The organism is Pseudomonas sp. FG35, assembly GCF_057809295.1.
This window is the reverse complement of sequence record NZ_JBMDJR010000006.1, coordinates 279,270-305,375: the sequence shown is the minus strand read 5'-3', so window position 1 is coordinate 305,375 and position 26,106 is coordinate 279,270. Positions and strand designations below refer to the sequence as shown.

General features: G+C 61.7%; 24 protein-coding genes. 14 read left to right on the top strand and 10 right to left on the bottom strand.

The window, feature by feature from the left end; genetic code table 11:
- Nucleotides 1-8: 8 nt before the first annotated feature.
- From ACODTD_RS14770 to ACODTD_RS14755, 4 genes are read right to left on the bottom strand one after another with little or no spacing between them, the layout of a single operon-like run.
- Nucleotides 9-533: a pilus assembly protein PilP gene (locus tag ACODTD_RS14770; RefSeq protein ID WP_197869308.1), complete on the bottom strand. Its 525-nt coding sequence runs from the start codon at nt 531-533 to the stop codon at nt 9-11.
- Complete coding sequence (pilO, locus tag ACODTD_RS14765; protein ID WP_011332078.1) at nt 530-1,153, bottom strand: type 4a pilus biogenesis protein PilO; 624 nt, start codon at nt 1,151-1,153, stop codon at nt 530-532. The genes ACODTD_RS14770 and pilO overlap by 4 nt, the downstream gene beginning before the upstream one ends.
- Entirely contained in the window at nt 1,150-1,716 is a 567-nt protein-coding gene (locus ACODTD_RS14760) for a PilN domain-containing protein (RefSeq protein ID WP_011332077.1), read from the bottom strand. Before ACODTD_RS14760 ends, pilO begins: the two co-directional genes overlap by 4 nt.
- Nucleotides 1,716-2,780, bottom strand: a complete 1,065-nt coding sequence (locus ACODTD_RS14755) for a pilus assembly protein PilM (protein WP_011332076.1) — start codon at nt 2,778-2,780, stop codon at nt 1,716-1,718. Before ACODTD_RS14755 ends, ACODTD_RS14760 begins: the two co-directional genes overlap by 1 nt.
- 217 nt (nt 2,781-2,997) lie before the next feature.
- Between ACODTD_RS14755 and ACODTD_RS14750 the strand changes: the two genes are divergently transcribed.
- The gene (locus ACODTD_RS14750; RefSeq protein ID WP_201817091.1) at nt 2,998-5,445 is read left to right on the top strand and encodes a penicillin-binding protein 1A; all 2,448 of its coding nucleotides are present in this window, start codon (nt 2,998-3,000) and stop codon (nt 5,443-5,445) included.
- A 201-nt stretch (nt 5,446-5,646) separates the two neighbouring features.
- Here the strand turns inward: ACODTD_RS14750 and ACODTD_RS14745 are convergent, their stop codons facing one another.
- The 3 genes from ACODTD_RS14745 to rpmE all read right to left on the bottom strand — a co-directional run bounded on the left by ACODTD_RS14745 (nt 5,647) and on the right by rpmE (nt 8,142).
- Nucleotides 5,647-6,915, bottom strand: a complete 1,269-nt coding sequence (locus ACODTD_RS14745; protein ID WP_007952395.1) for a malic enzyme-like NAD(P)-binding protein — start codon at nt 6,913-6,915, stop codon at nt 5,647-5,649.
- 184 nt (nt 6,916-7,099) lie between these two features.
- Complete coding sequence (locus ACODTD_RS14740) at nt 7,100-7,882, bottom strand: thermonuclease family protein (protein ID WP_285357245.1); 783 nt, start codon at nt 7,880-7,882, stop codon at nt 7,100-7,102.
- Nucleotides 7,883-7,923: 41 nt separating this feature from the next.
- Complete coding sequence (gene rpmE / locus ACODTD_RS14735) at nt 7,924-8,142, bottom strand: 50S ribosomal protein L31 (RefSeq protein WP_007952398.1); 219 nt, start codon at nt 8,140-8,142, stop codon at nt 7,924-7,926.
- 168 nt (nt 8,143-8,310) lie between these two features.
- Between rpmE and ACODTD_RS14730 the strand changes: the two genes are divergently transcribed.
- The 10 genes from ACODTD_RS14730 (at nt 8,311) to ACODTD_RS14685 (ending at nt 21,106) form a co-directional block, all read left to right on the top strand.
- The gene (locus ACODTD_RS14730; RefSeq protein ID WP_285357247.1) at nt 8,311-10,530 is read left to right on the top strand and encodes a primosomal protein N'; all 2,220 of its coding nucleotides are present in this window, start codon (nt 8,311-8,313) and stop codon (nt 10,528-10,530) included.
- A gap of 142 nt (nt 10,531-10,672) precedes the next feature.
- The gene (gene argS / locus ACODTD_RS14725; RefSeq protein WP_011332071.1) at nt 10,673-12,409 is read left to right on the top strand and encodes an arginine--tRNA ligase; all 1,737 of its coding nucleotides are present in this window, start codon (nt 10,673-10,675) and stop codon (nt 12,407-12,409) included.
- Nucleotide 12,410: 1 nt separating this feature from the next.
- Complete coding sequence (locus tag ACODTD_RS14720) at nt 12,411-13,127, top strand: SPOR domain-containing protein (protein WP_007952404.1); 717 nt, start codon at nt 12,411-12,413, stop codon at nt 13,125-13,127.
- 257 nt (nt 13,128-13,384) lie between these two features.
- Nucleotides 13,385-13,915, top strand: coding sequence for an ATP-dependent protease subunit HslV (gene hslV, locus ACODTD_RS14715; protein ID WP_003196958.1), 531 nt, complete (start codon nt 13,385-13,387; stop codon nt 13,913-13,915).
- A 55-nt stretch (nt 13,916-13,970) separates the two neighbouring features.
- On the top strand, nt 13,971-15,308 hold the full coding sequence (gene hslU / locus ACODTD_RS14710) for an ATP-dependent protease ATPase subunit HslU (RefSeq protein ID WP_007952406.1): 1,338 nt from the start codon (nt 13,971-13,973) through the stop codon (nt 15,306-15,308).
- A gap of 76 nt (nt 15,309-15,384) precedes the next feature.
- The gene (locus tag ACODTD_RS14705) at nt 15,385-15,762 is read left to right on the top strand and encodes a gamma-butyrobetaine hydroxylase family protein (protein WP_011332068.1); all 378 of its coding nucleotides are present in this window, start codon (nt 15,385-15,387) and stop codon (nt 15,760-15,762) included.
- 258 nt (nt 15,763-16,020) lie between these two features.
- A complete protein-coding gene (gene phaC, locus ACODTD_RS14700; RefSeq protein WP_011332067.1) occupies nt 16,021-17,700 on the top strand; it encodes a class II poly(R)-hydroxyalkanoic acid synthase in 1,680 nt (559 codons plus the stop codon).
- 68 nt (nt 17,701-17,768) lie between these two features.
- Complete coding sequence (gene phaZ, locus ACODTD_RS14695) at nt 17,769-18,623, top strand: poly(3-hydroxyalkanoate) depolymerase (RefSeq protein WP_007952412.1); 855 nt, start codon at nt 17,769-17,771, stop codon at nt 18,621-18,623.
- Between the two features lie 151 nt (nt 18,624-18,774).
- Nucleotides 18,775-20,457: a class II poly(R)-hydroxyalkanoic acid synthase gene (gene phaC / locus ACODTD_RS14690; protein WP_011332066.1), complete on the top strand. Its 1,683-nt coding sequence runs from the start codon at nt 18,775-18,777 to the stop codon at nt 20,455-20,457.
- A gap of 28 nt (nt 20,458-20,485) precedes the next feature.
- Entirely contained in the window at nt 20,486-21,106 is a 621-nt protein-coding gene (locus ACODTD_RS14685) for a TetR/AcrR family transcriptional regulator (RefSeq protein WP_007952414.1), read from the top strand.
- A 70-nt stretch (nt 21,107-21,176) separates the two neighbouring features.
- Here ACODTD_RS14685 and ACODTD_RS14680 read toward each other — a convergent pair whose 3' ends face one another.
- The 3 genes from ACODTD_RS14680 to ACODTD_RS14670 all read right to left on the bottom strand — a co-directional run bounded on the left by ACODTD_RS14680 (nt 21,177) and on the right by ACODTD_RS14670 (nt 22,925).
- Nucleotides 21,177-22,055, bottom strand: a complete 879-nt coding sequence (locus tag ACODTD_RS14680) for a phasin family protein (protein ID WP_221615516.1) — start codon at nt 22,053-22,055, stop codon at nt 21,177-21,179.
- A gap of 10 nt (nt 22,056-22,065) precedes the next feature.
- A complete protein-coding gene (locus ACODTD_RS14675; protein ID WP_007952416.1) occupies nt 22,066-22,488 on the bottom strand; it encodes a phasin family protein in 423 nt (140 codons plus the stop codon).
- A 161-nt stretch (nt 22,489-22,649) separates the two neighbouring features.
- Nucleotides 22,650-22,925: a polyhydroxyalkanoic acid system family protein gene (locus ACODTD_RS14670; protein ID WP_011332064.1), complete on the bottom strand. Its 276-nt coding sequence runs from the start codon at nt 22,923-22,925 to the stop codon at nt 22,650-22,652.
- Between the two features lie 165 nt (nt 22,926-23,090).
- Here ACODTD_RS14670 and ubiE point away from each other — a divergent pair, with 165 nt between their 5' ends.
- Genes ubiE through ubiB form a run of 3 tightly spaced genes read left to right on the top strand, consistent with a single transcriptional unit; the run spans nt 23,091 to nt 26,085 of the window.
- Complete coding sequence (ubiE, locus tag ACODTD_RS14665) at nt 23,091-23,861, top strand: bifunctional demethylmenaquinone methyltransferase/2-methoxy-6-polyprenyl-1,4-benzoquinol methylase UbiE (RefSeq protein WP_007952418.1); 771 nt, start codon at nt 23,091-23,093, stop codon at nt 23,859-23,861.
- Complete coding sequence (locus tag ACODTD_RS14660) at nt 23,861-24,484, top strand: ubiquinone biosynthesis accessory factor UbiJ (RefSeq protein WP_007952419.1); 624 nt, start codon at nt 23,861-23,863, stop codon at nt 24,482-24,484. Before ubiE ends, ACODTD_RS14660 begins: the two co-directional genes overlap by 1 nt.
- Nucleotides 24,481-26,085, top strand: a complete 1,605-nt coding sequence (gene ubiB / locus ACODTD_RS14655) for a ubiquinone biosynthesis regulatory protein kinase UbiB (protein ID WP_221615517.1) — start codon at nt 24,481-24,483, stop codon at nt 26,083-26,085. The genes ACODTD_RS14660 and ubiB overlap by 4 nt, the downstream gene beginning before the upstream one ends.
- Nucleotides 26,086-26,106: the final 21 nt, after the last annotated feature.

Below are 26,106 nucleotides of genomic sequence, written 5' to 3'. Positions count from 1 at the left end.
ACTTCCACTTATGAATGCTCTTTCAAAGGAATGGTGCGCGGCCGCTCAAGCCAGGCGCCCTGGCCATCCGGAACGATTTCCACCACATCGACCTGTGAAGCGCTGATGGCGACGATGCGCCCGTCGTTGCGCCCCAGATAGTCGCCGACCTTGAGCCGATGAACCCCGCCCGCGCCTCGCAGCAGGGCGAAGGAACCGGAGGCGTTGGCAATCGTGCCGACCATTTCAAACTGCTCGATGTTGAAACCTTCGAGGTATTGCTTGACCCGGTTGGGATCGGGTTTCACGTCGCGCGAACCGTGTTTCTGCCCGGCCAGATCGACCCGCAACTGGCGCGAAAACGGACTGCGCAGATTGGCGGCGCTGTAGGTGAACGTCGGGTAGGAGCGGAAGGTCGGAGTCGGCTCGATCTTGCCCGGTGGACGCAGGCGCACTTCATTCATGTAGGCGTCGAGGTCGCTGAAGTCATCGCCGCCACAGCCACCGAGCACCAATAACAATGCCGACAAGGCGATAAAACGGATCGGGCTCATTTCTGCAGCCCCTTGTCGTTGTAGCGGTAGGTCTTGGCGAGAATGCTCATGCGCAACTTCGGCCCGCCTTCGGGATTGGCCGGCGCCAGCTCGAAATCGTGCAGGGTGACGATCCGTGGCAGCCCGGCCACGCCGCTGACGAAGGTGGCAAGGTCGTGATAGGCCCCGGTCACGGTGATCTGGATGGGCAGCTCGATGTAGAACTGCTGGGTGACCTCCGGCAGCAGTTTGATCTCTTCGAATTCAAGACCGCTACCCAACCCGGTACGGGTGATGTCTTCCAGCAACCCTGGCACCTCGGTGTCACTGGGCAGTTGTCGCAACAGCACGCCGAACGAGTTTTCCATCTCCTTCATCTGTTGGGTGTACAGCTCGAGATTGGCCGCCATGTGTGCCTTGCTCGCGAATTGCTCCTTGAGGGTGACCTCCTCCTCACGCTTGAGCTCGAGCTGGCTCTCCAGATCACTGATGAAAAAGTTATAGCCAAGCGCCAGGACCAGCACCATCAACAGCCCGCCGGCCAGACCTTTGACCACTGGCGGCCAGGAGCCGATGTTGCTGGTGTCGAGGTCGTTGAAATCGACATTGCGCAGGCTGTCCAGCCACTCGGACGGCTTCATTGGTCGTCCTCCTCGAGCCGGGGACGAGTCTGGCGAACGGTCAGCTGAAAGACGTTGGCCTGATCCACTTGTCCGGCTGTGGTGGCTTTCACTTCATTGAGGTTGGGCGCATCGAACCAGTCCGAGGCATCAAGATTGCGCATCAGGTCGGACACCCGATTGTTCGACTCCGCCGCGCCGCTGATCGACAGGGTCTTGCCGACCATTTTCACGTCGGTGAAATACACCCCGTCAGGCAAGGTGCGCGCCAGCTGATCGAAGATCCGTCCGCTGATCTGCCGGTTGCCCTGCAAGTCCTGGATGATGCGCATGCGCTCCACCAGTTGCTGGCGATGAGCCTTGAGCTCGCTGATCTGTTTGATCCGCTCGTCGACCACGGCGATCTGCTTGCCGATGTAGTCATTGCGCGCGACCTGCCGCGCGATGGCGGCGCTGATGATCTGGTCGGCAATGAGCACCGCCCCCACCGAACCGACCACCACACCGGTCAAGGCCAGCAGGAAGCGTTTGCGCCGTTCTTCGCGACGCTCCTCGCGCCAGGGTAAAAGGTTGATCCGCGCCATCAGTCGAAACTCCTGAGCGCGAGCCCGCAGGCAATCATCAGGGCCGGCGCATCGCTCGCCAGGGCCCCGGCGTTGACCTTGCTGCTCAAGGCCATGTCGGAAAACGGGTTGGCAACCTGGGTCGGGGTGTGCAGGCGCTCTTCGATCAGCCGGTCAAGGCCGGGCACTGACGCCGTGCCGCCGGCCAGCAGAATGTGATCGACAGCGTTGTACTGGCCGGAGGCGAAAAAGAACTGCAGGGAGCGCGACACCTGCTGTACCAGCGCCTCGCGAAATGGCTGCAGCACCTCACTGACGTAGTCGTCCGGCAGGCCGCCCTGCTTCTTGGCGAGCCCCGCCTGCTCAAGGGTCAGGCCGTAACGGCGCTGGATTTCCTCGGTCAGTTGTCGACCGCCGAACAGCTGTTCGCGGGTATAGATGATCCGGCCGTTGTGCAGGACGCTCAGGGTGGTCATGGTGGCGCCAATGTCGACCACCGCCACCGTCAACCGATCCTGGGACGCGGCCAGTTGCGTGGCCAGCAGGCCGAACGAGCGCTCCAGCGCATACGCCTCTACATCCACCACCCGCGCGGTCAGCCCGGCGAGAGCGAGCGCCGCTTCGCGGACTTCGACGTTTTCCTTGCGACAGGCGGCCAGCAGCACGTTGACCCGTTCGGGGTTGCGCGGCGAAACGCCCTGGACTTCGAAGTCGATGGCGACCTCGTCCAGCGGATAGGGAATGTATTGATCGGCTTCGATCTTGAGCTGGTTTTCCAGCTCGTCGTCGGACAGCCCGGCGTCCATCTCGATGACCTTGGTGATCACCGCAGATCCAGCCACCGCCACCGCCACGGTTTTCAGCCCGGTGCGCGCCTTGACCAGCACCCGGGACAGAGCCTGGCCAACGCCCTCGAGCTCGGCGATGTTCTTTTCGACCACGGCGTTCGCCGGCAACGGCTCCACCGCGTACGCCTCAACCCGGTAGCGCTCACCCTGACGGCTCAGCTCCAGCAGCTTGACCGATGTGGAGCTGATGTCGATCCCCAGTAACGTATTGGCCTTTTTATTGAAGAGTCCTAGCACTACCAATTCCCTATGACTTTCCGTGAGTTACGGACTCTGTAATGCGCATTGCGTTCCCTCGCCCCGTCTTGACAGAAGCGCAAATGACGCCCCCAGCGGAAAAGTGCTTATAATGCCCAGCGTTTTTTTCCGCTTTTTACTGCCGGCGCGGGTCGTTCTGTGTGTTAGCCGGGACCCTGTCGCCCAATTCATTCTTTGCCGTGGATGTCCAAAAGCCTTGATTCGTCTGCTGAAATTTTTCGGTTGGTCCATCGTCGCCGTTTTCTGCGGACTGCTTTTAGGTCTCAGCGGCGCGTTTCTTTACCTTAGTCCGGGTTTGCCATCTGTGGAGGCGCTGAGAAGCATTCAGTTGCAGATTCCGCTCCGGGTCTACAGCAGCGACAACAAGTTGATCGCAGAATTTGGCGAAATGCGCCGCACACCGATCCGTTTCGCCGACATTCCCCCCAATTTCATCAATGCGTTACTAAGTGCTGAAGACGACAACTTCGCCAACCACTACGGCGTTGATCCGAGCAGCCTGATGCGTGCCGCGACCCAACTGGTCAAGAGCGGGCACATCCAGTCCGGCGGCAGCACCATCACCATGCAGGTGGCGAAGAACTTCTTCCTGACCAGCGAGCGCAGCTTCTCGCGCAAGACCACTGAAATCCTTCTCGCCCTGCAGATCGAACGCCAACTGACCAAGGACGAGATCCTTGAGCTGTACGTGAACAAGATCTATCTGGGCAACCGCGCCTACGGCATCGAGGCGGCGGCACAGGTGTATTACGGCAAGTCGATCCGCGAAGTCAGCCTGGCGCAGATGGCGATGATCGCCGGCCTGCCGAAAGCCCCGTCGCGCTTCAACCCGCTGGCCAACCCGGCGCGCAGCAAGGAGCGTCGTGACTGGATCCTTGGCCGCATGTACAAGCTCGGCAAGATCACCGAAGCCGACTACACCGCCGCGATCAACGAGCCGCTGAATGCCAGCTATCACGTGCCGACCCCGGAAGTGAACGCGCCGTACATCGCCGAGATGGCCCGTGCGGAAATGGTCGGTCGCTACGGCAGCGACGCCTATACCGAAGGTTTCCGCGTTACCACCACGGTGCCGAGCAACCTCCAGGAAATGGCCAACACCGCGCTGCATGAAGGCCTGATGACCTACGACCAGCGTCACGGCTACCGTGGCCCTGAATCACGCCTGCCGGGCAAGACCCGTGAAGCCTGGGCCACCGAACTGACCAAGCAACGCACCATCAGCAGCCTCGAGCCGGCCATCGTCACCCAGGTCGACAAGACCGGCCTGCAAGTGCTGACCCGCACCGGCGAAGAGCATGTGGCGTGGGACACCATGAAATGGGCGCGACCGTTCCTCAACACCAACAGCATGGGCGCCGCGCCGCGTCAGCCGTCGGATGTGGCACAGATCGGCGACCTGATTCGCGTGCAGCGCCAGCCGAACAATTCGCTGAAGTTCAGCCAGATTCCGCAGGCGCAAGGCGCGCTGGTGTCACTGGATCCGCAGAACGGCGCGATCCGTTCGCTGGTCGGTGGTTTCGCCTTCGAGCAGAGCAACTACAACCGCGCGATGCAGGCCAAGCGTCAGCCGGGCTCGAGCTTCAAGCCGTTCGTCTACAGCGCCGCGCTGGATAACGGCTACACCGCCGCCAGCCTGGTCAACGACGCACCGATCGTGTTCGTCGACGAGTACCTGGACAAGGTCTGGCGTCCGAAGAACGACACCAACACTTTCCTCGGCCCGATCCGCCTGCGTGAGGCGCTGTACAAGTCGCGCAACCTGGTGTCGATCCGCCTGTTGCAGGCGATGGGCGTAGGCAAGACCATCGACTACATCACCCGCTTCGGCTTCAACAAGCAGGACCTGCCGCCAAACCTGTCGCTGGCGCTGGGCACCGCGACCCTGACGCCAATGGAAATCGCCACTGGCTGGAGCACCTTTGCCAACGGCGGCTACAAGATCACCCCGTACATCATCGACAAGATCGAAAGCCGCAACGGCGATACGCTGTTCGTCGCCAACCCGCCGACCGTACCTCAGGGCGCCGCAGCTACCGACGGCATTGCCGCACCCGCCACCCAGGCGTTCACGGTCAATGCAGCGCCGGTTCCAGGTGAAGCGCCGGGCAACGCTGCCGTGCCCCAAGCACCAGCCGTCGCCGAGCGCATCGTCGATGGCCGTACCACCTACATCCTCAACAGCATGCTGCAGGACGTGATCAAGCTCGGCACCGGCCGTCGCGCACTGGCTCTGGGCCGCAGCGACATCGCCGGCAAGACCGGTACCACCAACGAATCCAAGGATGCGTGGTTCTCTGGCTATAACGCCGACTACGTGACCACCGTGTGGACCGGTTTCGACCAGCCGGAAAGCCTCGGTCGCCGGGAATTCGGCGGCACCGTGGCACTGCCGATCTGGATGAACTACATGGCCGCCGCGCTCAAGGACAAGCCGCCGCATGTCCAGCCGGAGCCGGAAGGCATCCTCAGCCTGCGGGTGGATCCGGTCAGCGGTCGTGCGGCATCGCCGAGCACGCCGGGTGCGTACTTCGAGCTGTTCAAGGCTGAGGACACGCCGCCGTCGGTCAACGAGATCGGCAATGGTGCCGTGCCGGGTAGCCCGCTGCCGGCGGATGAACAGGCGCCGATCGATTTGTTCTGATCCTGATCCTGAATCGCTAAAAAGCCCCGCCTTCGATTGAAGTGCGGGGCTTTTTATTACCTGTTCATTTTTGTGTTGTCTGGGCCGGCCTCTTCGCGAGCAAGCTCGCGAAGAGGCCCTTAAGATCACCCCAAAATCAACAGGCATAAAAAAGCCCCGACTCTCACGAGTCAGGGCTTTCGCTTGAAGCGCTACAACGACTTAGCCGTTGAACACGTCATCCACGCTTTTCAGCGGGTAGTTCTTCGGATACGGCAGGGTCGCCACACCAGTCTCGATCGCGGCCTTGGCCACGGCGTCGGAGATCACGGTGATCAGGCGTTTGTCCATTGGCTTCGGAATGATGTACTCACGGCCGAATTCCAGGGAGATACCGCCGTAGGCGTCGCAGACTTCCTGCGGGACCGGCAGCTTGGCCAGTTCGCGCAGGGCGTTGGCGGCAGCGATCTTCATTTCTTCGTTGATGCGCTTGGCGCGAACGTCCAGGGCACCACGGAAGATGAACGGGAAGCCCAGTACGTTGTTGACCTGGTTCGGGTAGTCCGAACGGCCGGTGGCCATGATCACGTCGTTACGGGTGGCATGAGCCAGTTCCGGGGAGATTTCCGGATCCGGGTTGGAGCAGGCGAAGACGATCGGGTTGGCCGCCATGCGCTTGAGTTGCTCGGCGCTCAGCAGGTTTGGACCCGACAGGCCGACGAATACGTCAGCGCCTTCGATGGCGTCGTCCAGGGTGCGCTTCTCGGTAGGGTGAGCGAACACAGCCTTGTACTGGTTCAGGTCGTCACGGCCAGCGTGGATCACGCCGGTACGGTCAACCATGAAGATGTTTTCGACCTTGGCGCCCATGCTCACCAGCAGTTTCATGCAGGAGATGGCGGCGGCGCCAGCGCCCAGGCAGACGATCTTGGCGTCGGCCAAGGTTTTGCCAGCGATTTCCAGGGCGTTGATCATGCCCGCAGCGGTCACGATTGCGGTGCCGTGCTGGTCATCGTGGAAGACCGGAATGTCGCACTGCTCGATCAGAGCGCGTTCGATCTCAAAGCACTCAGGTGCCTTGATGTCTTCCAGGTTGATGCCACCGAAGGTGATGGAAATGCGTTTTACGGTGTCGATGAAGGCTTGCGGGCTCTCGGAGTCGACTTCGATGTCGAAGACGTCGATGCCGGCGAAGCGCTTGAACAGCACGCCTTTACCTTCCATGACTGGCTTGGAAGCCAGTGGGCCGAGGTTACCCAGGCCCAGAATCGCGGTGCCATCGGAAATGACTGCAACCAGGTTGCCCTTGCCGGTGTACTTGTAGGCCAGTTCAGGATCGCGGGCGATCTCGCGCACTGGTTCAGCTACGCCGGGGCTGTAGGCCAGCGACAGGTCGCGGGCGGTAGCAGTGGCCTTGGTGAGCTCGACACTCAGCTTTCCTGGACGAGGATTGGCATGATATTCGAGAGCGGCAGTTTTCAGATCAGACATTTTGGCATTCCGCTTTTTACTGTTGGACAGACTGGTCAGCGAGGATACGCGCCTCGCAAAGTCCCCACAAGACTGCCCGGTCACCCCTGTCAAGCGCCCTGCCCTAAGACTTTGGGCCAAGAGCCACGGCGCACAAGGGTTAGACTGTTCACAATCGACAGAAAAAATGTCTACAACTTTTTATTCAACGGGACGGCTGGAGCATCAAAGGATCGGTCAGCGGCAACAGCCAGCGCGCCTGACCTGATTTCAGTCCACCGCGCCGGGAACGGTCGACCACCCAGCCACGGGCCTCGATCTGCTTGCCCTTCAACGCCTGCAGAGCAGCGCCATCGAAGCGATCCAGCAGATTGGGTGCAACGCGCAGTACAAGCTTGTCCTGCAACTCGATCCAGATTCCGCCGCGATTGCGTTGAACCTTGCTCACACGACCGCTGACCAGCGCGAAACCCGAGCGCTCGATCTGCTCCGCTTTCAGTACAGGTGAGCGCTTCCACAGGCCGAGCCCGGCCTGTCGCGCGCGGTGTTCGGCCGCTTGCTGGCAATCGACCAGATCGACATTCGGCGCCACCGCGACCTGAAAACCGAGGCCATCGGCGAGCATCTGCGCTTCGATGTTCTCACCCTTGGCGCTGAACACATGGGCCAGGGTTCGGCCGTAACGGTCCTTGGACTCGGCGCCCAGTCGCAGACTAACCCTCCCGTCGCTCTCGGCGACCAGGGCTTCCAGGCGCTTGCGCGCCGCTACCGCAAACGGCTCGTCGCTACGACCCTGCTTGCCGAGTTCGGGCGTATTGAGGCCGATCATCCGCACATTGCGCCCGTCGCTCAGGCGCAGGGTGTCGCCGTCGACCACCCGCTGCACCGTGGCGCTGTCCAGCCTGGCCGGCACGGGGCAGAAGGCCTGGGCGGCGGAGAGCCAAATCGCGGACACAAAAAAGGCGCCCGCAAGGGACGCCTTTTTCATCAGACCGGAAAAGCCGCTGAGGTTTTCCAGAATGAAGGGCCTTAGGCCTTTTTCGCGCCGAAAGCACCGAAACGGTCGGCGAACTTCTGAACGCGACCACCGGTGTCCAGAGTCTTCTGCTTACCGGTGTAGAACGGGTGGCACTCGTTGCAAACGTCGATCGCCAGGGCTTTGCCGAAGGTCGAACGGGTTTCGAACTTGTTGCCGCAGCTGCAAGTTACTGCAACTTCTGGGTAATTCGGGTGGATATCGGCTTTCATGGTGTTTTCCTCAGCTGGCGTGCCGCCATCCAACACGATTGTTGAATACCGCACGTAATTAGGCCGCGGATTCTACCAGACAATGCCAATCACGCAAGCTGTCACTGAGACCGACCGTCTGCTAGGCTCCCGCCCTTCTCCACCGCCCCGCCTATGAGAATCCTCCGCGTGCCCGACGCCATTCTGCGCCTCGCCCTGCCTTCGCCCCTGCGCCGCCTGTTCGACTATCGGGCCCCGGCCGGCGTGCTGCGTTCGCAGTTGCAACCGGGCATGCGCCTGCGGGTGCCGTTCGGCCGACGGGAGATGATCGGGATTCTGGTGGAGGTCGCTGACACCAGCGAAGTGCCAGTGGAGAAGCTCAAACCGGCACTGGCGCTGCTCGACGTCACCGCACCACTGCCGCCAGCGCTGTTCAAGCTGTGCCTGTGGACGTCTCAGTATTATCAGCACAGCCTCGGCGACACGTTGAGCTGGGCGCTGCCGGTGCTGTTGCGCCAGGGCGAACTGGCCGAAGTTCGGCAGGAACGCTTCTGGTCCGCCGCTCCCGGCGCCAGCCTCGATGACCCACGCATCGCCCGCGCCCCGCGCCAGCGTGAAGCCCTGGCGACTTTGGCCCAGCACCCTCACGGCGTGGCCCATCAGTTGCTGAGCAAACTGATGCTGAGCAAGGACAGCCTTGATCTGCTGCTGGCCAAGGATCTGGTGCAGGTCGAAGTGCGCCGCCACGCCCCCGGCGCACGCCATGAACACTGGCTGGCCCAGCCGGAACTGCCGCTCAACAGCGAACAGCGCGCCGCCTATGAAGCGATTCGCGCCGGGTTCGACAGTTATCACGCGTTCCTGCTGGCCGGGGTCACTGGCAGCGGCAAGACCGAAGTCTATTTGCAGCTGATCCGCGAAACCCTCGAGGCCGGCAAGCAGGCGCTGGTGCTGATCCCGGAGATCAACCTCGGCCCGCAGACCCTCGCGCGGTTCGAACAACGCTTCAACGCCCGCATCGCCCTGCTGCACTCGGCGGTCAACGATCGTGATCGTCTGGATGCCTGGCTCGCCGCCCGCGATGGCGAGGCCGACATTATTATCGGCACCCGCTCGGCGCTGTTCACCCCGATGAAGAATCCGGGGCTGATAATCATCGACGAAGAACACGACGGCTCTTATAAACAGCAGGAAGGCCTGCGCTACCACGCGCGGGATCTGGCGCTGGTGCGGGCGCGGCAGGAAAACATCCCGATCGTGCTCGGCTCGGCGACGCCATCCCTGGAAAGCCTGCACAACGCCTACACCGGTCGTTACGGACTCCTGCGACTGAACGAGCGGGCCGGTGGCGCCAAGCAGCCACGCTTCCTGCGCCTGGATGTGAAAAGTCGTCCACTGGACAGCGGCATTTCCGGGCCGATGCAGCAAGCCATCGGCCAGACCCTCGCCGCCGGCCAGCAGGTATTGGTGTTCCTCAACCGTCGGGGTTTTGCCCCTACTCTGCTGTGCCACGATTGCGGCTGGATGTCCGAATGCCAGCGCTGCGATGCGCGGATGACCGTGCACCAGCGCTACGGCGAATTGCGCTGCCACCACTGCGGTTACGTGGAGCGCGTGCCGCGCCAATGCCCGAAGTGCAACAAGGTCGATCTGCGCCCCGTGGGCGCCGGCACCGAGCGGGCCGAGGAAAGGCTGGCGATTCTGTTCCCGGACTATCCGGTGTTGCGCGTCGACCGGGACAGCACGTCGCGCAAGGACGCGATGAACCAGTTGTTCGCCACGATCCAGAAAGGTCAGCCGTGCATTCTGGTCGGCACCCAGATGTTGGCCAAGGGGCACCATTTCCCTCGGGTGACGCTGGTGTCGATCCTCGATGCCGACGGTGGGCTGTTCTCCGGCGACTTCCGCGCCAGCGAGCGTATGGCGCAACTGATCGTGCAGGTTGCCGGGCGCGCCGGGCGTGCGGAGGAACCGGGCAAAGTGATCATCCAGACGCATCTGGCCGACCATCCTTTATTGGTGCAACTGACCGAGCAGGGTTACTTCGCCTTCGCCGAACAGGCGCTGAGCGAACGCCGCGCCGCCGGCCTGCCGCCGTTCGCCCATCTCGCCCTGCTGCGCGCCGAAGCCCACAAGCCAGGGCAGGCCGAAGGTTTTCTCGATGAGGCATGCAGCGAGGCCGAGCGCTTGCTGGCCGAACAGAACCTGACCGGCATCGAATTGCTGGGGCCGGTGCCGGCACCGATGGAACGTCGGGCCGGACGCTTCCGCGCGCAGCTGCTGTTGCAGGCCACGGCCCGGGCGCCGCTGCACCGATTGCTGGCGAGCTGGCTGCTGGTGCTGGAGCAGATGCCAAGCGGTCGGGCGGTGCGCTGGTCGCTGGATGTCGATCCGGTGGATCTGTACTGACCGGGCAAAACCGGCCGAATTGTCACCACACATCCACATCCTGCCTGCTAAGGTTGGCAAGCCCGTCTTCGCAACGGATAATGCCCAGTTTTTCCACCCGCGCATCGATGCGCCGCCGCGCTTGCGGTCGAAAGAGAAGACCATGAAAGACACCATTCGCCAGCTGATCCAACAAGCCCTCACCCAACTCGTCAACGAAGGTGTGTTGCCTGAAGGCCTGACGCCGGCGATCCAGGTGGAAAACGCCCGGGACAAGACCCACGGCGACTTCGCCAGCAACATCGCGATGATGCTGGCCAAGCCTGCGGGCATGAAGCCACGCGACCTGGCGGAGAAAATCATCGCCGCCCTGCCGGCTGACGAGAACGTCACCAAGGCCGAAATCGCCGGTCCTGGCTTCATCAATTTCTTCCAGAACACCCAGGCGCTGGCCTCGCGCCTCGACGCGGCTCTGGCCGACGCTCACGTCGGCGTGCGCAAGGCCGGCCCGGCACAACGCACCGTGGTCGACCTGTCGGCACCGAACCTGGCCAAAGAGATGCACGTCGGCCACCTGCGCTCGACCATCATCGGCGACGGCGTGGCGCGGGTACTCGAATTCCTCGGCGACACCGTGATCCGTCAGAACCACGTCGGCGACTGGGGCACCCAGTTCGGCATGCTGATGGCGTACCTGCAGGAAAACCCGATCACCAGCGACGAGCTGTCGGACCTGGAAAACTTCTACCGCGCCGCCAAGCAACGCTTCGACGAATCGCCGGAATTCGCCGACCGCGCCCGTGGCCTGGTGGTCAAGTTGCAGGCCGGCGACGCTGAATGCCTGGCGCTGTGGACCAAGTTCAAGGACATCTCGCTGTCGCACTGCCAGAAGATCTATGAACTGCTCAACGTCAAACTGACCATGGCCGACGTGATGGGCGAAAGCGCCTACAACGACGACCTGATCAACGTGGTCAACGACCTGAAAGCCGCCGGCATGCTGGTCGAAAGCAACGGCGCCCAGTGCGTGTTCCTCGACGAATTCAAGAACGCCGAAGGCGAGCCGCTGCCGGTTATCATCGTCAAGGCTGACGGCGGCTACCTGTACGCCACCACCGACCTGGCGGCCGTGCGTTATCGCAGCGGCAAGCTGAAGGCCGACCGTGCGCTGTACTTCGTCGACCAGCGTCAGGCCCTGCACTTCCAGCAAGTGTTCGCCGTGGCGCGCAAGGCCGGTTTCGTGACCCATCCGATGGAAATGGAGCACATGGGCTTCGGCACCATGAACGGCGCCGACGGTCGTCCGTTCAAGACCCGAGATGGCGGCACCGTGAAGCTGATCGATCTTCTAACCGAAGCGCAGGAACGTGCCTACGCATTGGTAAAAGAGAAAAACCCGACACTGGCCGACGACGAACTGCGCAGCATCGCCAAGGTTGTGGGCATCGGCGCGGTGAAATACGCCGACCTTTCGAAGCACCGTACCAGCGACTACAGCTTCAACTTCGACCAGATGCTCAACCTCGAAGGCAACACCGCCCCGTACCTGCTGTACGCCTACACCCGCGTGGCCGGTGTGTTCCGCAAGCTTGAAAAGGAATACAGCGAAGTCGATGGCCAGATCGTCCTCGAAGCGCCGCAGGAACACGATCTGGCAGCCAAACTGGCGCAGTTCGGTGAAGTGCTGAACAACGTTGCGGAAAAGGGCACGCCACACACCCTGTGCACCTACCTGTACGAGGTGGCCGGCCTGTTCTCCAGCTTCTACGAGAAATGCCCGATCCTCACCGCCGAGACCCCGGCACAAATGCAAAGCCGTCTGCGCCTTGCCGCGCTGACCGGCCGTACCCTCAAGCAAGGCCTGGAACTGCTCGGCCTGGAAACCCTGGAGCGCATGTAAGTTGGCTGCCAAGAAAAAACCTGCACCCAAGCGTGGCGCCAGCCGTTACCAAGCTCCAGCGAAGCAACCGATCCCGGGTTGGCTGTGGATGGCCATCGGCCTGACGGTCGGCGCGTTCATCGTGTTTCTGATGAAACTGGAGCCGGGCAAGGGCAGCGACACGGTCAAGCGCGAGAAGATCGAGCAACAGCAACAACAGAAAGCCTCCAAGATCGCCGAGGCCAACAAGACCCCGCCGAGCCCGACGCAACCGGTGAAGCCGAAGTACGACTTCTACACCTTGCTGCCGGAATCGGAAGTGATCGTGCCGCCGGACGCGGTGCCTGAGAAAACCCTGCCGACGCCACAGGTGCCGGCAATCCCGACCACGCCGGTGACCCCGGCGGAAGCGGCGAAGATCGACACCGCACGGGCACAGGCTGCACTGGCCGGGATCACCCCGCCGCCAGCGCCGCCGGTGACCAAGGCTGCACCGGTGACCAAGTTCTTCCTGCAAGCCGGCTCGTTCCGCAAAGAGACGGATGCCGACAAGGTCCGCGCGCAGATCATTCTGCTCGGTCAGGCGGTCGCGGTTGAATCCGGGACGGTGAAGGATGAAACCTGGTATCGCGTACTGGTCGGCCCGTTCAGCAACCGCGAACAGTTGACCACCGCCCAGAAACAACTGGCGGGCGCCGGCTTCAGCAACCTGTTGTTACAACAACGCCAGAGCCGCTGATCCTCCTCACCGATCGTTCCCACGCTCTGCGTGGGAATGCAGCCCGGGACGCTCCGCGTCCCTTGCCGCAGGGACGCGGAGCCTCCATTGAGGCATTCCCACGCGGAGCGTGGGAACGATCACGTTGCTTTGCGTGGGAACGCCCCCGCGCAAACCACCGCTCGTCCCCTCTCCCGCCCCGCAGTTGAAATCCTCTCCACCACCCCCATATGAATGGGCATAAGGCATTTTCGCCCCGCAGTGTGGAGACTCTTCCCTTGACCACCATCGTTTCAGTCCGCCGCCACGGCAAAGTCGTCATGGGCGGCGACGGCCAGGTTTCTCTCGGCAATACCGTGATGAAAGGCAACGCGAAGAAAGTTCGTCGCCTGTACCACGGCGAAGTCATCGCCGGGTTCGCCGGTGCCACCGCCGACGCCTTTACCCTGTTCGAACGTTTCGAAGGCCAGCTTGAAAAACACCAGGGTCACCTGGTTCGCGCCGCCGTCGAACTCGCCAAAGAATGGCGCACCGACCGCTCCCTGAGCCGCCTCGAAGCGATGCTCGCGGTCGCCAACAAGGACGCATCCCTGATCATCACCGGCAACGGTGACGTGGTCGAACCCGAAGACGGCCTGATCGCCATGGGTTCCGGTGGCGCCTATGCGCAAGCCGCCGCCAGCGCGCTGCTGAAAAAGACCGACCTGTCGGCCCGCGAAATCGTCGAGACCGCTCTCGGCATCGCCGGCGACATCTGTGTATTCACCAACCACACCCAGACCATTGAGGAGCAGGATCTCGCTGAATGAGCCTGACGCGGCCCCTGTGCCACGGCTTGTTTCTGCTTGAGGACCGTCAATTATTATGTCCATGACTCCCCGCGAAATCGTCCACGAACTCAACCGCCACATCATCGGCCAGGACGATGCCAAACGCGCCGTCGCGATTGCCCTGCGCAACCGCTGGCGCCGCATGCAGCTGCCTGAAGAGCTGCGCGTTGAAGTGACCCCGAAGAACATCCTGATGATCGGCCCGACCGGTGTCGGTAAAACCGAGATCGCCCGTCGCCTGGCCAAACTGGCCAACGCGCCGTTCATCAAGGTCGAAGCGACCAAATTCACCGAAGTCGGCTACGTCGGCCGTGACGTCGAATCGATCATCCGTGATCTGGCCGACGCCGCGATCAAGATGCTGCGCGAGCAGGAAATGACCCGCGTTCGCCACCGTGCCGAAGACGCCGCCGAGGACCGTATTCTCGACGCCCTGCTGCCACCGGCACGCATGGGCTTCAGCAATGAAGAAGCGCCGACCCAGGATTCCAATACTCGCCAACTGTTCCGCAAGCGCCTGCGCGAAGGTCAGCTGGACGACAAGGAAATCGAGATCGAAGTCGCCGAAATGGCCGGCATCGAAATCGCCACGCCTCCGGGCATGGAAGAAATGACCAACCAGTTGCAGAACCTGTTCGCCAACATGGGCAAGGGCAAGAAGAAGGCCCGCAAGCTCAAGGTCAAGGAAGCGCTGAAACTGGTACGCGATGAAGAAGCCGGTCGCCTGGTCAACGAAGAAGAGTTGAAGGCCAAGGCCCTGGAAGCCGTCGAGCAGCACGGCATCGTATTCATCGACGAGATCGACAAGGTCGCCAAGCGCGGCAATGTCGGCGGCGCTGATGTGTCCCGCGAAGGCGTGCAACGTGACCTGCTGCCGCTGATCGAAGGCTGCACCGTCAACACCAAGCTGGGCATGGTCAAGACCGACCACATCCTGTTCATCGCCTCCGGTGCGTTCCACCTGAGCAAGCCGAGCGATCTGGTGCCGGAACTGCAAGGTCGTCTGCCGATCCGTGTGGAACTCAAGGCCCTGAGCCCGCAGGACTTCGAACGCATCCTCAGCGAACCGCACGCCTCGCTCACCGAGCAGTACTGCGCGCTGCTGAAAACCGAAGGCCTGAACATCCAGTTCCAGCCGGAAGGCATCAAGCGTCTGGCGGAAATCGCCTGGCAGGTCAACGAGAAGACCGAGAACATCGGTGCCCGTCGCCTGCACACACTGCTCGAGCGTCTGCTGGAAGAGGTGTCGTTCAGTGCCGGCGATCTGGCCAGCGCCCACGACGACAAAGCGATCCAGATCGACGCCGAGTACGTCAACAGCCACCTGGGCGAATTGGCGCAGAACGAAGACCTGTCCCGTTATATCCTGTAAGCCATACTTACAGTGGTCGTGAAACTGTGGGAGCCATCGGCTCCCACAATTTTTTCCACCTGACGGAACGCCGGCAATGACCCAACTCCCCACCGACATCAAACTGCACAAAGCCTCGAAAACCCTGTCGCTCAAATACGCGTCCGGCGAGGAGTACACCCTGCCCGCCGAATTCCTGCGCGTGCACTCCCCCTCCGCCGAGGTCCAGGGTCACGGAAAACCGATCCTGCAATTCGGCAAGCTGCACGTCGGCCTGACCAAGGTAGAACCGGCCGGTCAGTACGCACTGAAACTGACCTTCGACGACGGTCACGACAGCGGTCTGTTCACCTGGGATTACCTGTACGAGCTGGGGCGACGTCATGACGCACTCTGGGCGGATTATCTGGCCGAACTCAAAGCCGCCGGCAAAACCCGCGACCCGGACCAGTCCGTCGTCAAGCTGATGCTCTAGTCCGCGCCTCGGACTGTTTAGAGGGCATTTTCTAGATTCATCTGTTTGAATGCTCCGTTAAAGCGGCCCGGGATCGGCTGCTTGCGAAAAAAATCAATCTCGGGTAACCAATGGAACTGGCAAGTTCCCTGCAGTGCTCTACGACTGTAAAGCAGCTATGCAGAATCAACGGTCACCCGAGCAGTAGTACCTGGCATTGGCTGTGGAACTGCACAGCAGAAAACCGGGTACTCGTCTCAGGACAATGGAGCGTCGTAGATGAGTAACAAGAATAACGATGATTTGAAGTACCAGGCCTCGGAGAACACCCTGGGGCTGAATCCTGTCGTTGGGCTACGCGGAAAGGATCTGCTGGCCTCTGCTCGAATGGTGCTGACCCAGGCCATCAAACAACCGATCCATAGTGTCAAACACGTCACCCAGTTCGGCCTTGAACTGAAGAACGTGCTGTTCGGCAAATCAGATCTGCAACCGGCGGGCGATGACCGTCGCTTCGTCGATCCGGCGTGGAGTCAGAACCCGCTGTACAAACGTTATCTGCAAACCTATCTGGCGTGGCGCAAGGAACTCCATGCCTGGATCGACGACAGCAGCCTCTCGCCCAAGGACATCGCGCGCGGCCACTTCGTGATCAACCTGATGACCGAGGCCATGGCCCCGACCAACACGGCGGCCAACCCTGCGGCGGTCAAACGTTTCTTCGAGACCGGCGGCAAGAGCCTGCTCGACGGCCTCTCGCACCTGGCCAAGGATCTGGTGCACAACGGCGGCATGCCGAGCCAGGTCAACATGGGCGCGTTCGAGGTCGGCAAGAGCCTGGGCGTGACCGAAGGCGCGGTGGTGTTTCGCAACGATGTGCTGGAGCTGATCCAGTACAAGCCGATCACCGAGCAAGTGCACGAGCGCCCGCTGCTCGTCGTGCCGCCGCAGATCAACAAGTTCTATGTATTTGACCTGAGCCCGGACAAGAGCCTGGCGCGTTTCTGCCTGCGCAACAATGTGCAGACCTTCATCGTCAGCTGGCGCAACCCGACCAAGGAACAGCGCGAGTGGGGCCTCTCGACCTACATCGAAGCCCTGAAGGAAGCGGTCGACGTGGTCACCGCGATCACCGGCAGCAAGGACGTCAACATGCTTGGCGCCTGCTCCGGCGGCATCACCTGTACCGCCCTGCTCGGCCACTATGCCGCCACGGGCGAGAACAAGGTCAATGCCCTGACCCTGCTGGTCAGCGTGCTCGACACCACCCTCGACAGTGATGTCGCACTGTTCGTCGACGAGCAGACGCTGGAAATGGCCAAGCGACACTCCTATCAGGCCGGCGTGCTCGAAGGCAAAGACATGGCCAAAGTCTTTGCCTGGATGCGTCCCAACGATCTGATCTGGAACTACTGGGTCAACAACTACCTGCTCGGCAACGAGCCGCCGGTGTTCGACATCCTGTTCTGGAACAACGATACGACTCGACTGCCGGCCGCGTTCCACGGCGACCTGATCGAGATGTTCAAAAACAACCCACTGATCCGCCCCAATGCACTGGAAGTGTGCGGCACGCCGATCGACCTCAAGCAGGTGACCGCCGACATCTTCTCGCTGGCCGGCACCAACGACCACATCACGCCGTGGAAGTCCTGCTACAAGTCGGCGCAGCTGTTTGGTGGCAAGGTCGAATTCGTGCTGTCCAGCAGCGGACATATCCAGAGCATCCTGAACCCGCCGGGCAACCCGAAATCGCGCTACATGACCAGCGATGAAATGACCGCCAATGCCGATGACTGGCAGGAAAACTCGACCAAGCACGCCGACTCCTGGTGGCTGTACTGGCAGGCGTGGCAGGCCGCGCGCTCGGGCGAGCTGAAAAAGGCGCCGACCAAGCTGGGCAACAAGGCGTATCCGGCAGGCGAAGCTTCACCGGGCACTTACGTTCACGAGCGGTAACCGACACCCCTCACTCCCTGCGGGGAGTGAGGTGATCACTGAGATTGCGACCCACAGGGCCTTGAAGCATGCCGCACCCGTTCATCTTTCGAACTGTCGAGCTGGATGGCCAGACCATCCGCACGGCGGTCCGCCCCGGCAAGCCTCACTTGACGCCCTTGCTGATATTCAACGGCATCGGCGCCAACCTGGAGCTGGTGTTTCCTTTTGTCGCGGCGCTGGATCCGGATCTGGAAGTGATCGCCTTCGACGTGCCCGGTGTCGGCGGTTCCTCGACGCCGAGCCGGCCGTATCGCTTTCCGGGGCTGGCGAAGCTCACCGCGCGGATGCTCGATTACCTCGACTACGGACAGGTCAACGTGATCGGCGTGTCCTGGGGTGGCGCGCTGGCGCAACAGTTCGCCTACGACTATCCCGAGCGCTGCAAGAAGCTGGTGCTGGCGGCGACCGCTGCCGGTGCGGTGATGGTGCCTGGCAAGCCGAAAGTGCTGTGGATGATGGCCAGCCCACGGCGCTACATCCAGCCGTCACATGTGATCCGCATTGCCCCGATGATCTACGGCGGCTCGTTCCGCCGCGACCCGACACTCGCCGCCAGCCATGCGGCCAAGGTGCGCTCGGCGGGCAAGCTCGGTTACTACTGGCAACTGTTCGCGGGCCTGGGCTGGACCAGCATTCACTGGCTGCACAAGATCCACCAGCCGACCCTGGTGCTGGCCGGTGATGACGATCCGCTGATCCCGCTGATCAACATGCGCATGCTCGCCTGGCGAATCCCCAACGCGCAGCTGCACATCATCGACGACGGGCATCTGTTCCTGATTACCAGGGCCGAGGCGGTGGCGCCGATCATCATGAAATTCCTCCAGGAGGAACGTCAGCGTGCGGTGATGCATCCGCACCCGACACCGCTGGGCGGATAACCGTCCCGGCACGGATTTCTGGACAGCGTTTTGCAGCGCGTCTGGACAGGTGCGTGGCAGGAGGCCGCGCAAGCAGCAACCCGCAACAGCGTCTATGGTGTTCTGGTTCGGTGTGTTTGTTTTTGGCCTGAAGACGAAGGAGTGTTGAGTCATGCGTGACAAACCAGCGACGGGCGTCGTGCCCAGCCCCGCCGTGTTCATCAATGCACAGAGTGCCATGACCGGTCTGCGTGGCCGCGACCTGATCTCGACCTTGCGCAGCGTGGCAGCCCACGGCTTGCGCAATCCGATCCACAGTGCAAAACACGCCTTGAAGCTGGGAGGTGCGCTCGGACGCGTGCTACTCGGCGAAACCCTGCACCCGACCAATCCGCAGGACAGCCGCTTCGCCGATCCGGCGTGGAGCCTGAACCCGTTCTATCGGCGCAGCCTGCAGGCTTATCTGGCCTGGCAGAAACAGGTCAAGAGCTGGATCGACGAGAGCAGCATGAGTGACGACGACCGCGCCCGCGCGCATTTCGCCTTCACCCTGCTCAACGACGCCGTGGCGCCTTCCAACACCCTGCTCAATCCGCTGGCTGTGAAAGAACTGTTCAACTCCGGCGGCCACAGTCTGGTGCGCGGTCTCAGCCATCTGATTGATGACCTGCTGCACAACGACGGCCTGCCACGCCAGGTCACCAAACAAGCTTTCGAAGTCGGCAAGACCGTCGCCACCACCACCGGCTCGGTGGTGTTTCGCAATGAAATGCTCGAGCTGATCCAGTACCGGCCGATGAGCGAAAAACAGTATTCGAAACCGTTGCTGGTGGTGCCGCCGCAAATCAACAAGTACTACATTTTCGACCTCAGCCCGAGCAACAGCTTCGTCCAGTTCGCCCTGAAGAATGGTTTGCAGACCTTCATGATCAGCTGGCGCAACCCGGATGTGCGGCATCGCGAATGGGGCCTCTCGACCTACGTCGAAGCCGTGGAGGAAGCGATGAACATCTGCCGGGCGATCACCGGCGCCCGCGAGGTCAACCTGATGGGCGCCTGCGCCGGCGGGCTGACCATCGCGGCGCTGCAAGGGCATCTGCAGGCCAAGCGGCAGCTGCGGCGAGTCTCCAGCGCCACCTATCTGGTGAGCCTGCTCGACAGTGAGATGAACACCCCGGCCACCCTGTTCGCCGATGAGCAAACGCTCGAAGCGGCCAAGCGGCGTTCCTATCAGAAAGGCGTGCTGGACGGCCGCGACATGGCCAAGGTGTTCGCCTGGATGCGCCCCAACGATTTGATCTGGAGTTATTTCGTCAACAACTATCTGCTGGGCAAGGAGCCGCCGGCGTTCGACATTCTCTACTGGAACAACGACAGCACCCGCCTGCCCGCCGCGTTTCACGGCGACATTCTGGACTTCTTCAAGCACAACCCGTTGACCCATCCGGGGGGCCTGGAAGTGTGCGGCACGCCGATCGACCTGCAGAAGGTCACGGTCGACAGTTTCAGCGTGGCCGGCATGAACGACCACATCACGCCGTGGGACGCGGTGTATCGCTCGACACTGTTGCTGGGCGGCGAGCGGCGCTTCGTGCTGTCCAACAGCGGCCACGTGCAGAGCATCCTCAACCCGCCGGGCAACCCGAAAGCCCATTACGTCGAGAACGGAAAGCTCAGCAGCGATCCGCGCGCCTGGTACTACGACGCCAAGAAAGTCGACGGCAGCTGGTGGCCGCAATGGCTGGAGTGGGTGCAGCAGCGCTCCGGCACCCTGCACGAAACCCGGATGACCCTCGGCAACGCCAATTACCCACCGATGGAAGCGGCACCCGGCACCTATGTGCGTGTGCGCTGACTGACCCAAGCCCTTTTAAGAAGACTGGATGAAAACAAGCGAACGGATCCTCGAATGTGCCCTGCAGTTGTTCAATGAAAAGGGCGAGCCGAACGTCTCCACCATGGAGGTTGCCAATGAGATGGGGATCAGCCCCGGCAACCTCTACTACCACTTCCACGGCAAGGAACCGCTGATTCTCGGGTTGTTCGAGCGTTTCCAGAACGACCTCGCCCCGCTGCTCGACCCGCCCGCTGATGTCGAACTGGCGCCGGAGGATTACTGGCTGTTCCTGCACCTGATCGTCGAACGGCTGGCGCAGTACCGCTTCCTGTTCCAGGACCTGTCGAACCTGGCCGGGCGTCTGCCGAAACTGGCCAAGGGCATTCGCCAGTTTCTCAACGTGCTCAAGCGTACGCTCGCGTCATTGCTGGCGCGGTTGAAGGCGTCGGGGCAGTTGGTCAGCGACACCCAGGCGCTGGGGCAACTGGTGGAGCAGATAACCATGACGCTGCTGTTCTCGCTGGACTATCAGCGGATTCTCGATCGCGAAGGGGAAGTGCGGCTGGTGGTGTACCAGATCATGATGCTGGTGGCGCCGCATCTGTTGCCACCGGTGAAGGTGGCGACGGAGAGGATGGCTTTGCAGTACCTCGAAGATCACGAGTAATCCGACGGCGTTTACCCAAACAAAAACGCCCGACCTTCACAGGCCGGGCGTTTTTTTGAGCCCTGAAAAATCAGGACTGACTGGTTGGCGTCGACGGAGTCGATGCAGCAGTCGGAGCAGGCGCCGGGGTTGGAGCCGAGGCGGAGTTCGACGTGCTTGCCAGTGCTTGCGGTGTGGTCACCGGTTTTGGTGCTGCAGCTTTCGGCGCAGCGGCTTTCGGCGCGGCCGGTTTTTTCACTGCCGGTTTTTTCGCCGCAGCCGGTTTGGCGGCAGGCTTGGCAGCGGGTTTGGCGGCAGCGGTTTTCGCTGCTGGCTTGGCTGCTGACTTGGCCGCAGGTTTGGCGGCTGGTTTTGCTGCCGGCTTGGCGGCGGCCTTGGCGGCAACCGGTTTGGCCGCGGCTTTCGCTGCAGGCTTGGCGGCAGCGGTTTTGGCTGCTGCTTTTGCGGCCGGTTTGGCGGCGGCTTTAGCCAGTGGCTTGGCTGCGGTTTTGGCCGCAGGCTTGGCTGCTGCGGTTTTGGCCGCGACAGGCTGAGCTTTCAGGCCGGTGAGTTTTTCGATCTGCCTGGTCAGGGTATCGACCTTTTTGTGCAGATCCTTCACCTCGTTGCGGCTCGGTACGCCCAGGCGCGAAATCGCACTGTTCAGGCGCTTGTCGAAAGCCCCTTCCAGCTGATCCCAGGTGCCCAGCGCGCGATCTTTCACGCCGCTGATGCGCGATTTTGCCGAGCTTGCAGAATCCTTGGCAGCATCGACTTTCTTGCCGACTGCAGCCTTGGTGAGCTTCTCGGCTTTCTCGCCGTCTTTGACCAATGTATCGAAGAGCTTGCTGCCGTCAGTGTCGATCTTCGAGTACACGCCTAAACCAGCCAGCCAGATCTTGCGGGAATAGTCTTCGACTTTTCCGATCCACGAGCTGCCTTCTTTATCGGTGTTCTTTTTACCAGCCATCCCGTTCTCCTTAAGATTTACGCGCGACGCGTTCGAGCAATGCCGTCAGCTCATCGAGCTTAGCAGAGAGTGCCTCAACGTCATGTTTAGACGGAATGCCGATACGATTCAAGGCACTGGCGACACGTGTGTCGAAGGCCTTCTCGACCTTGTCCAGCTGAACTTCGACCCGGCCTTTGAAAGAGCTGACTTCGCTCTTGGCTTCATCGATCTCGGCGTTGGCTGCTTCGAGTTTTTCGGTGACGGCTTTTTTGCCTTTCTTTTCAACAGTTTGACCAGCCTTGATCAACTCCTGAAAGTACTCGCTGCCCTCCTGACCGACCTTGGTGTAGGCCCCCAGGCCTGCCAGCCAGATCTTGCGGGCATAGGATTTGACGTCGCTCAGAGCGGAAGTCGAAGCGTCGATTTTTTTCTTCAAAATGACTTTGGCCATGGTGCACCTCACGCGCAGAAGGTTTGAGGAACTGCCCTGACGAGTGTCGGGCTCAGGCACAAAGTAGGGAGAAAAATTAGAAACGGCACCCTAACAACTGACATAAAAGGCAGGTGCACGAGAAAAAAACGGGGAGCCCAAAGCTCCCCGTTTTGTCCTGATCAGACCAGCGCTTTATCCAGCGCCTTTTCGATCTCGGCTTTGATCATGCCGCTCATGGCCGACATCATCAGGCCCAGTTCGACGTCGACCCGGATCGAATCCTCGGCCACATGCACCGCGCCCTTCACGCCCGAACGCTTGAGGTTCAGGACATCGCCCGACCACTGCGGCTCCAGGCCATATTGATCGGAGAGTTTCTGCGCCAGTTTTTCGGCTTTCTCGCGGGCCGCTTCCTTGCCCAGGCTGTGGGCACGCTCAACACTGATATGGGCCATTGAATGACTCCTGCTTTTTGAATGGGGCTATGAATGCCTGCAACGAATCTTGACCGCCACTGCGGCAAATCGTCCCGAAGGTTGCCCATCTTACCTTTAGCCATTCCAAGACAAAGCATGGCTTGGGGATTAGAATGTCGCGCATTCTCTTTTGGTGACAGCGATATGACTGATCAGCGCAAAGGCAGCGATGCCGAACCCACCACTCACTTCGGCTTCAAAAACGTTCCGGAAAGCCAGAAAGCGGAAAAAGTCGCTGAGGTGTTCCACTCCGTGGCCGCCAAGTACGACCTGATGAACGACCTTCTGTCGGGCGGCATGCACCGTCTGTGGAAGCGTTTCGCGATCGAACTGTCGGGCGTACGCGCCGGCAACCGCGTGCTGGACATCGCCGGCGGTACGGGTGACCTGACCAAGAAATTCTCGCACCTGGTCGGCCCGACCGGTCAGGTGGTGCTAGCCGATATCAACGAATCCATGCTCAAGGTCGGCCGTGACCGCCTGCTGGATGTCGGCGTGTCGGGCAATGTCGAGTTCGTCCAGGCCGACGCTGAAAAGCTGCCGTTCCCGGACAACCATTTCGACTGCGTGACCATCGCCTTCGGCCTGCGCAACGTGACGCACAAGGAAGACGCCCTGCGCTCGATGCTGCGCGTCCTCAAGCCGGGCGGCCGCCTGCTGGTGCTGGAATTCTCCAAGCCGACCAACGCGCTGATGTCCAAGGCCTACGACGCCTACTCGTTCGCCTTCATGCCGTTGATGGGCAAACTGATCACCAACGACTCGGAAAGCTATCGCTACCTGGCCGAATCGATCCGCATGCACCCGAATCAGGAAACCCTGAAGTCGATGATGGTCGACGCCGGTTTCGATCGCGTGACCTATCACAACATGACCGCAGGCATCGTCGCCCTGCACCGCGGTATCAAACCCTGATGCTGCTGACCGGGCTGCTCGCCAGCGTCGAACTCGGCCTGAACCGCGTGCTGCGTCTCGACAGCACGGCGCTGCCGCGACTGGCGCACCTGACCGGCAAAGTGATTGCCGTGGATTGCCGCAGCCCGGCGCTGCAACTGTTCATTCTGCCGAGCGACGAAGGCCTGATGCTGGCGTCCCACTGGGAAACCGGCGTCGACTGCACCCTGCGCGCCCCGGCCTCGAGTCTGGTGAAACTGGCCCTGAGCAAGGACAAGACGGCGGTGCTGCACGCGCCGGAAGTCGAACTCGACGGCGACAGCGGCGTGCTGCTGGAGCTGGCGGGCGTGCTGCAGGACCTGGAGCTGGACTGGGAGTACGAACTCTCGCGCTGGCTGGGACCTGTCGCCACGCAACTGGTCGGCGGCCACCTGCGCAGCCGCGCCCGCTGGTATCAACAAGGATTTGCCAGCCTCAACCAGAACCTCGCCGAATACCTGGCCGAAGAATCGCGCACCCTCGTCGGGCAGCGCGAAGCCGAAGCCCGCTTCAGCGAACTGGACCGGATCAAACTCGATCTGGAACGTCTCGAGGCGCGCTTCGAGCGCCTTTCCCGATCCCTCGACCCAAGCGATAACGCATGAAGCTGCTCGCCGTCCGCCGTCTGTTGCGCATCCAGCGCGTCGTGATCCGCTACCGCCTCGATGACCTGCTGTTCGATCTGCCGTTGCCGTGGTTCCTGCTGGCGCTGCGCTACGTCCTGCCGTGGCGCTGGTTCCCGCGCAAGCCGCTGGACCTGAGCCGTGGCGCACGCCTGCGCCTGGCCTTGCAGGACCTGGGGCCGATCTTCATCAAGTTCGGGCAGATCCTTTCGACCCGCCGCGACCTGCTGCCGGAAGACATCGCCGATGAGCTGATGCGGTTGCAGGACCGCGTGCCGCCGTTCGATTCGCAGCTGTCGGTCAAACTGATCGAAGAGCAACTGGGCAAGAAGATCAGCGAAGTGTTCAGCCGCTTCGACGTCGAACCGCTGGCCTCGGCCTCGGTGGCGCAGGTGCACGCCGCGCAACTGAAGACCGGCGAAGAAGTGGTGGTCAAGGTGATCCGCCCGGGTCTGAAACCGATCATCGCCCAGGATCTGGCGTGGCTGTTCATCCTCGCCCGCGCCGCCGAAAAAGTCTCCGCCGACGCCCGTCTGCTGCACCCGGTGGACGTGGTCAGCGACTACGAAAAAACCATCTACGACGAACTCGACCTGTTGCGCGAGGCGGCCAACGCCAGCCAGTTGAAGCGCAACTTCGAAGGCTCGCCGCTGTTGTATGTGCCGCAAGTCTATTGGGACTGGTGCCGGCCGAAAGTGCTGGTGATGGAGCGCATCTACGGGATTCAGGTGACCGATCTGGCGACCCTCGCCGACCAGCGCACCGACATGAAGATGCTCGCCGAGCGCGGCGTGGAGATCTTCTTCACCCAGGTGTTCCGCGACAGTTTCTTCCACGCCGACATGCACCCGGGCAACATCTTCGTCAGCACCGTCAACCCGTGGAGCCCGCAGTACATCGCGATCGACTGCGGCATCGTCGGCAGCCTGACCCCGGAAGACCAGGACTATCTGGCGCGCAACCTGTTCGCCTTCTTCAAGCGCGACTACCGCCGCGTGGCGCAATTGCACATCGATTCGGGCTGGGTGCCGGCGGAAACCAAGCTCAACGAATTCGAAGCGGCGATCCGTACCGTGTGCGAGCCGATCTTCGAAAAACCATTAAAAGATATTTCATTTGGCCAGGTGCTGATGCGCCTGTTCCAGACCGCGCGCCGCTTCAACATGGAAGTGCAGCCGCAACTCGTATTGCTGCAAAAGACGTTGCTGAACATCGAAGGCCTGGGCCGTCAGCTGTACCCGGACCTCGATCTGTGGAATACCGCACAGCCGTTCCTCGAGCGCTGGATGCGCGAGCGCGTCAGCCCGAAAGCCTTGATCGGCAACGTCCAGAGCCAGTTCGAACAACTGCCGCACCTGGCCAACATGGCCCGCGACCTGCTCGAACGCATGTCCCAGCCCCACGCCAACGACCCGCCACCGCCGTGGAAAAAACGCAAGGACGACTGGTTCCTGCGCCTGCTCGGCAGCGCCCATCTGGCGGGCGGTACGATCCTCGCCGCCGGGGGCCCGTTGCACGAACTGGGGCATTGGCCCGCCGGGATCATGGTGGCAGTCGGCTTGTATCTGGTCGTTCGCCGATAGCCAGTTCCGTGATCGGCTGGC

What these genes read in the sequence shown, in the direction of transcription:
- ACODTD_RS14770 (WP_197869308.1), bottom strand. Translation starts at nt 533, where the DNA reads ATGAGCCCGATCCGTTTTATCGCCTTGTCGGCATTGTTATTGGTGCTC.
- pilO (WP_011332078.1), bottom strand. Translation starts at nt 1,153, where the DNA reads ATGAAGCCGTCCGAGTGGCTGGACAGCCTGCGCAATGTCGATTTCAAC.
- ACODTD_RS14760 (WP_011332077.1), bottom strand. Translation starts at nt 1,716, where the DNA reads ATGGCGCGGATCAACCTTTTACCCTGGCGCGAGGAGCGTCGCGAAGAA.
- ACODTD_RS14745 (WP_007952395.1), bottom strand. Translation starts at nt 6,915, where the DNA reads ATGTCTGATCTGAAAACTGCCGCTCTCGAATATCATGCCAATCCTCGT.
- ACODTD_RS14740 (WP_285357245.1), bottom strand. Translation starts at nt 7,882, where the DNA reads ATGAAAAAGGCGTCCCTTGCGGGCGCCTTTTTTGTGTCCGCGATTTGG.
- rpmE (WP_007952398.1), bottom strand. Translation starts at nt 8,142, where the DNA reads ATGAAAGCCGATATCCACCCGAATTACCCAGAAGTTGCAGTAACTTGC.
- argS (WP_011332071.1), top strand. Translation starts at nt 10,673, where the DNA reads ATGAAAGACACCATTCGCCAGCTGATCCAACAAGCCCTCACCCAACTC.
- hslU (WP_007952406.1), top strand. Translation starts at nt 13,971, where the DNA reads ATGTCCATGACTCCCCGCGAAATCGTCCACGAACTCAACCGCCACATC.
- ACODTD_RS14705 (WP_011332068.1), top strand. Translation starts at nt 15,385, where the DNA reads ATGACCCAACTCCCCACCGACATCAAACTGCACAAAGCCTCGAAAACC.
- phaC (WP_011332067.1), top strand. Translation starts at nt 16,021, where the DNA reads ATGAGTAACAAGAATAACGATGATTTGAAGTACCAGGCCTCGGAGAAC.
- phaZ (WP_007952412.1), top strand. Translation starts at nt 17,769, where the DNA reads ATGCCGCACCCGTTCATCTTTCGAACTGTCGAGCTGGATGGCCAGACC.
- phaC (WP_011332066.1), top strand. Translation starts at nt 18,775, where the DNA reads ATGCGTGACAAACCAGCGACGGGCGTCGTGCCCAGCCCCGCCGTGTTC.
- ACODTD_RS14685 (WP_007952414.1), top strand. Translation starts at nt 20,486, where the DNA reads ATGAAAACAAGCGAACGGATCCTCGAATGTGCCCTGCAGTTGTTCAAT.
- ACODTD_RS14680 (WP_221615516.1), bottom strand. Translation starts at nt 22,055, where the DNA reads ATGGCTGGTAAAAAGAACACCGATAAAGAAGGCAGCTCGTGGATCGGA.
- ACODTD_RS14675 (WP_007952416.1), bottom strand. Translation starts at nt 22,488, where the DNA reads ATGGCCAAAGTCATTTTGAAGAAAAAAATCGACGCTTCGACTTCCGCT.
- ACODTD_RS14670 (WP_011332064.1), bottom strand. Translation starts at nt 22,925, where the DNA reads ATGGCCCATATCAGTGTTGAGCGTGCCCACAGCCTGGGCAAGGAAGCG.
- ubiE (WP_007952418.1), top strand. Translation starts at nt 23,091, where the DNA reads ATGACTGATCAGCGCAAAGGCAGCGATGCCGAACCCACCACTCACTTC.
- ACODTD_RS14660 (WP_007952419.1), top strand. Translation starts at nt 23,861, where the DNA reads ATGCTGCTGACCGGGCTGCTCGCCAGCGTCGAACTCGGCCTGAACCGC.
- ubiB (WP_221615517.1), top strand. Translation starts at nt 24,481, where the DNA reads ATGAAGCTGCTCGCCGTCCGCCGTCTGTTGCGCATCCAGCGCGTCGTG.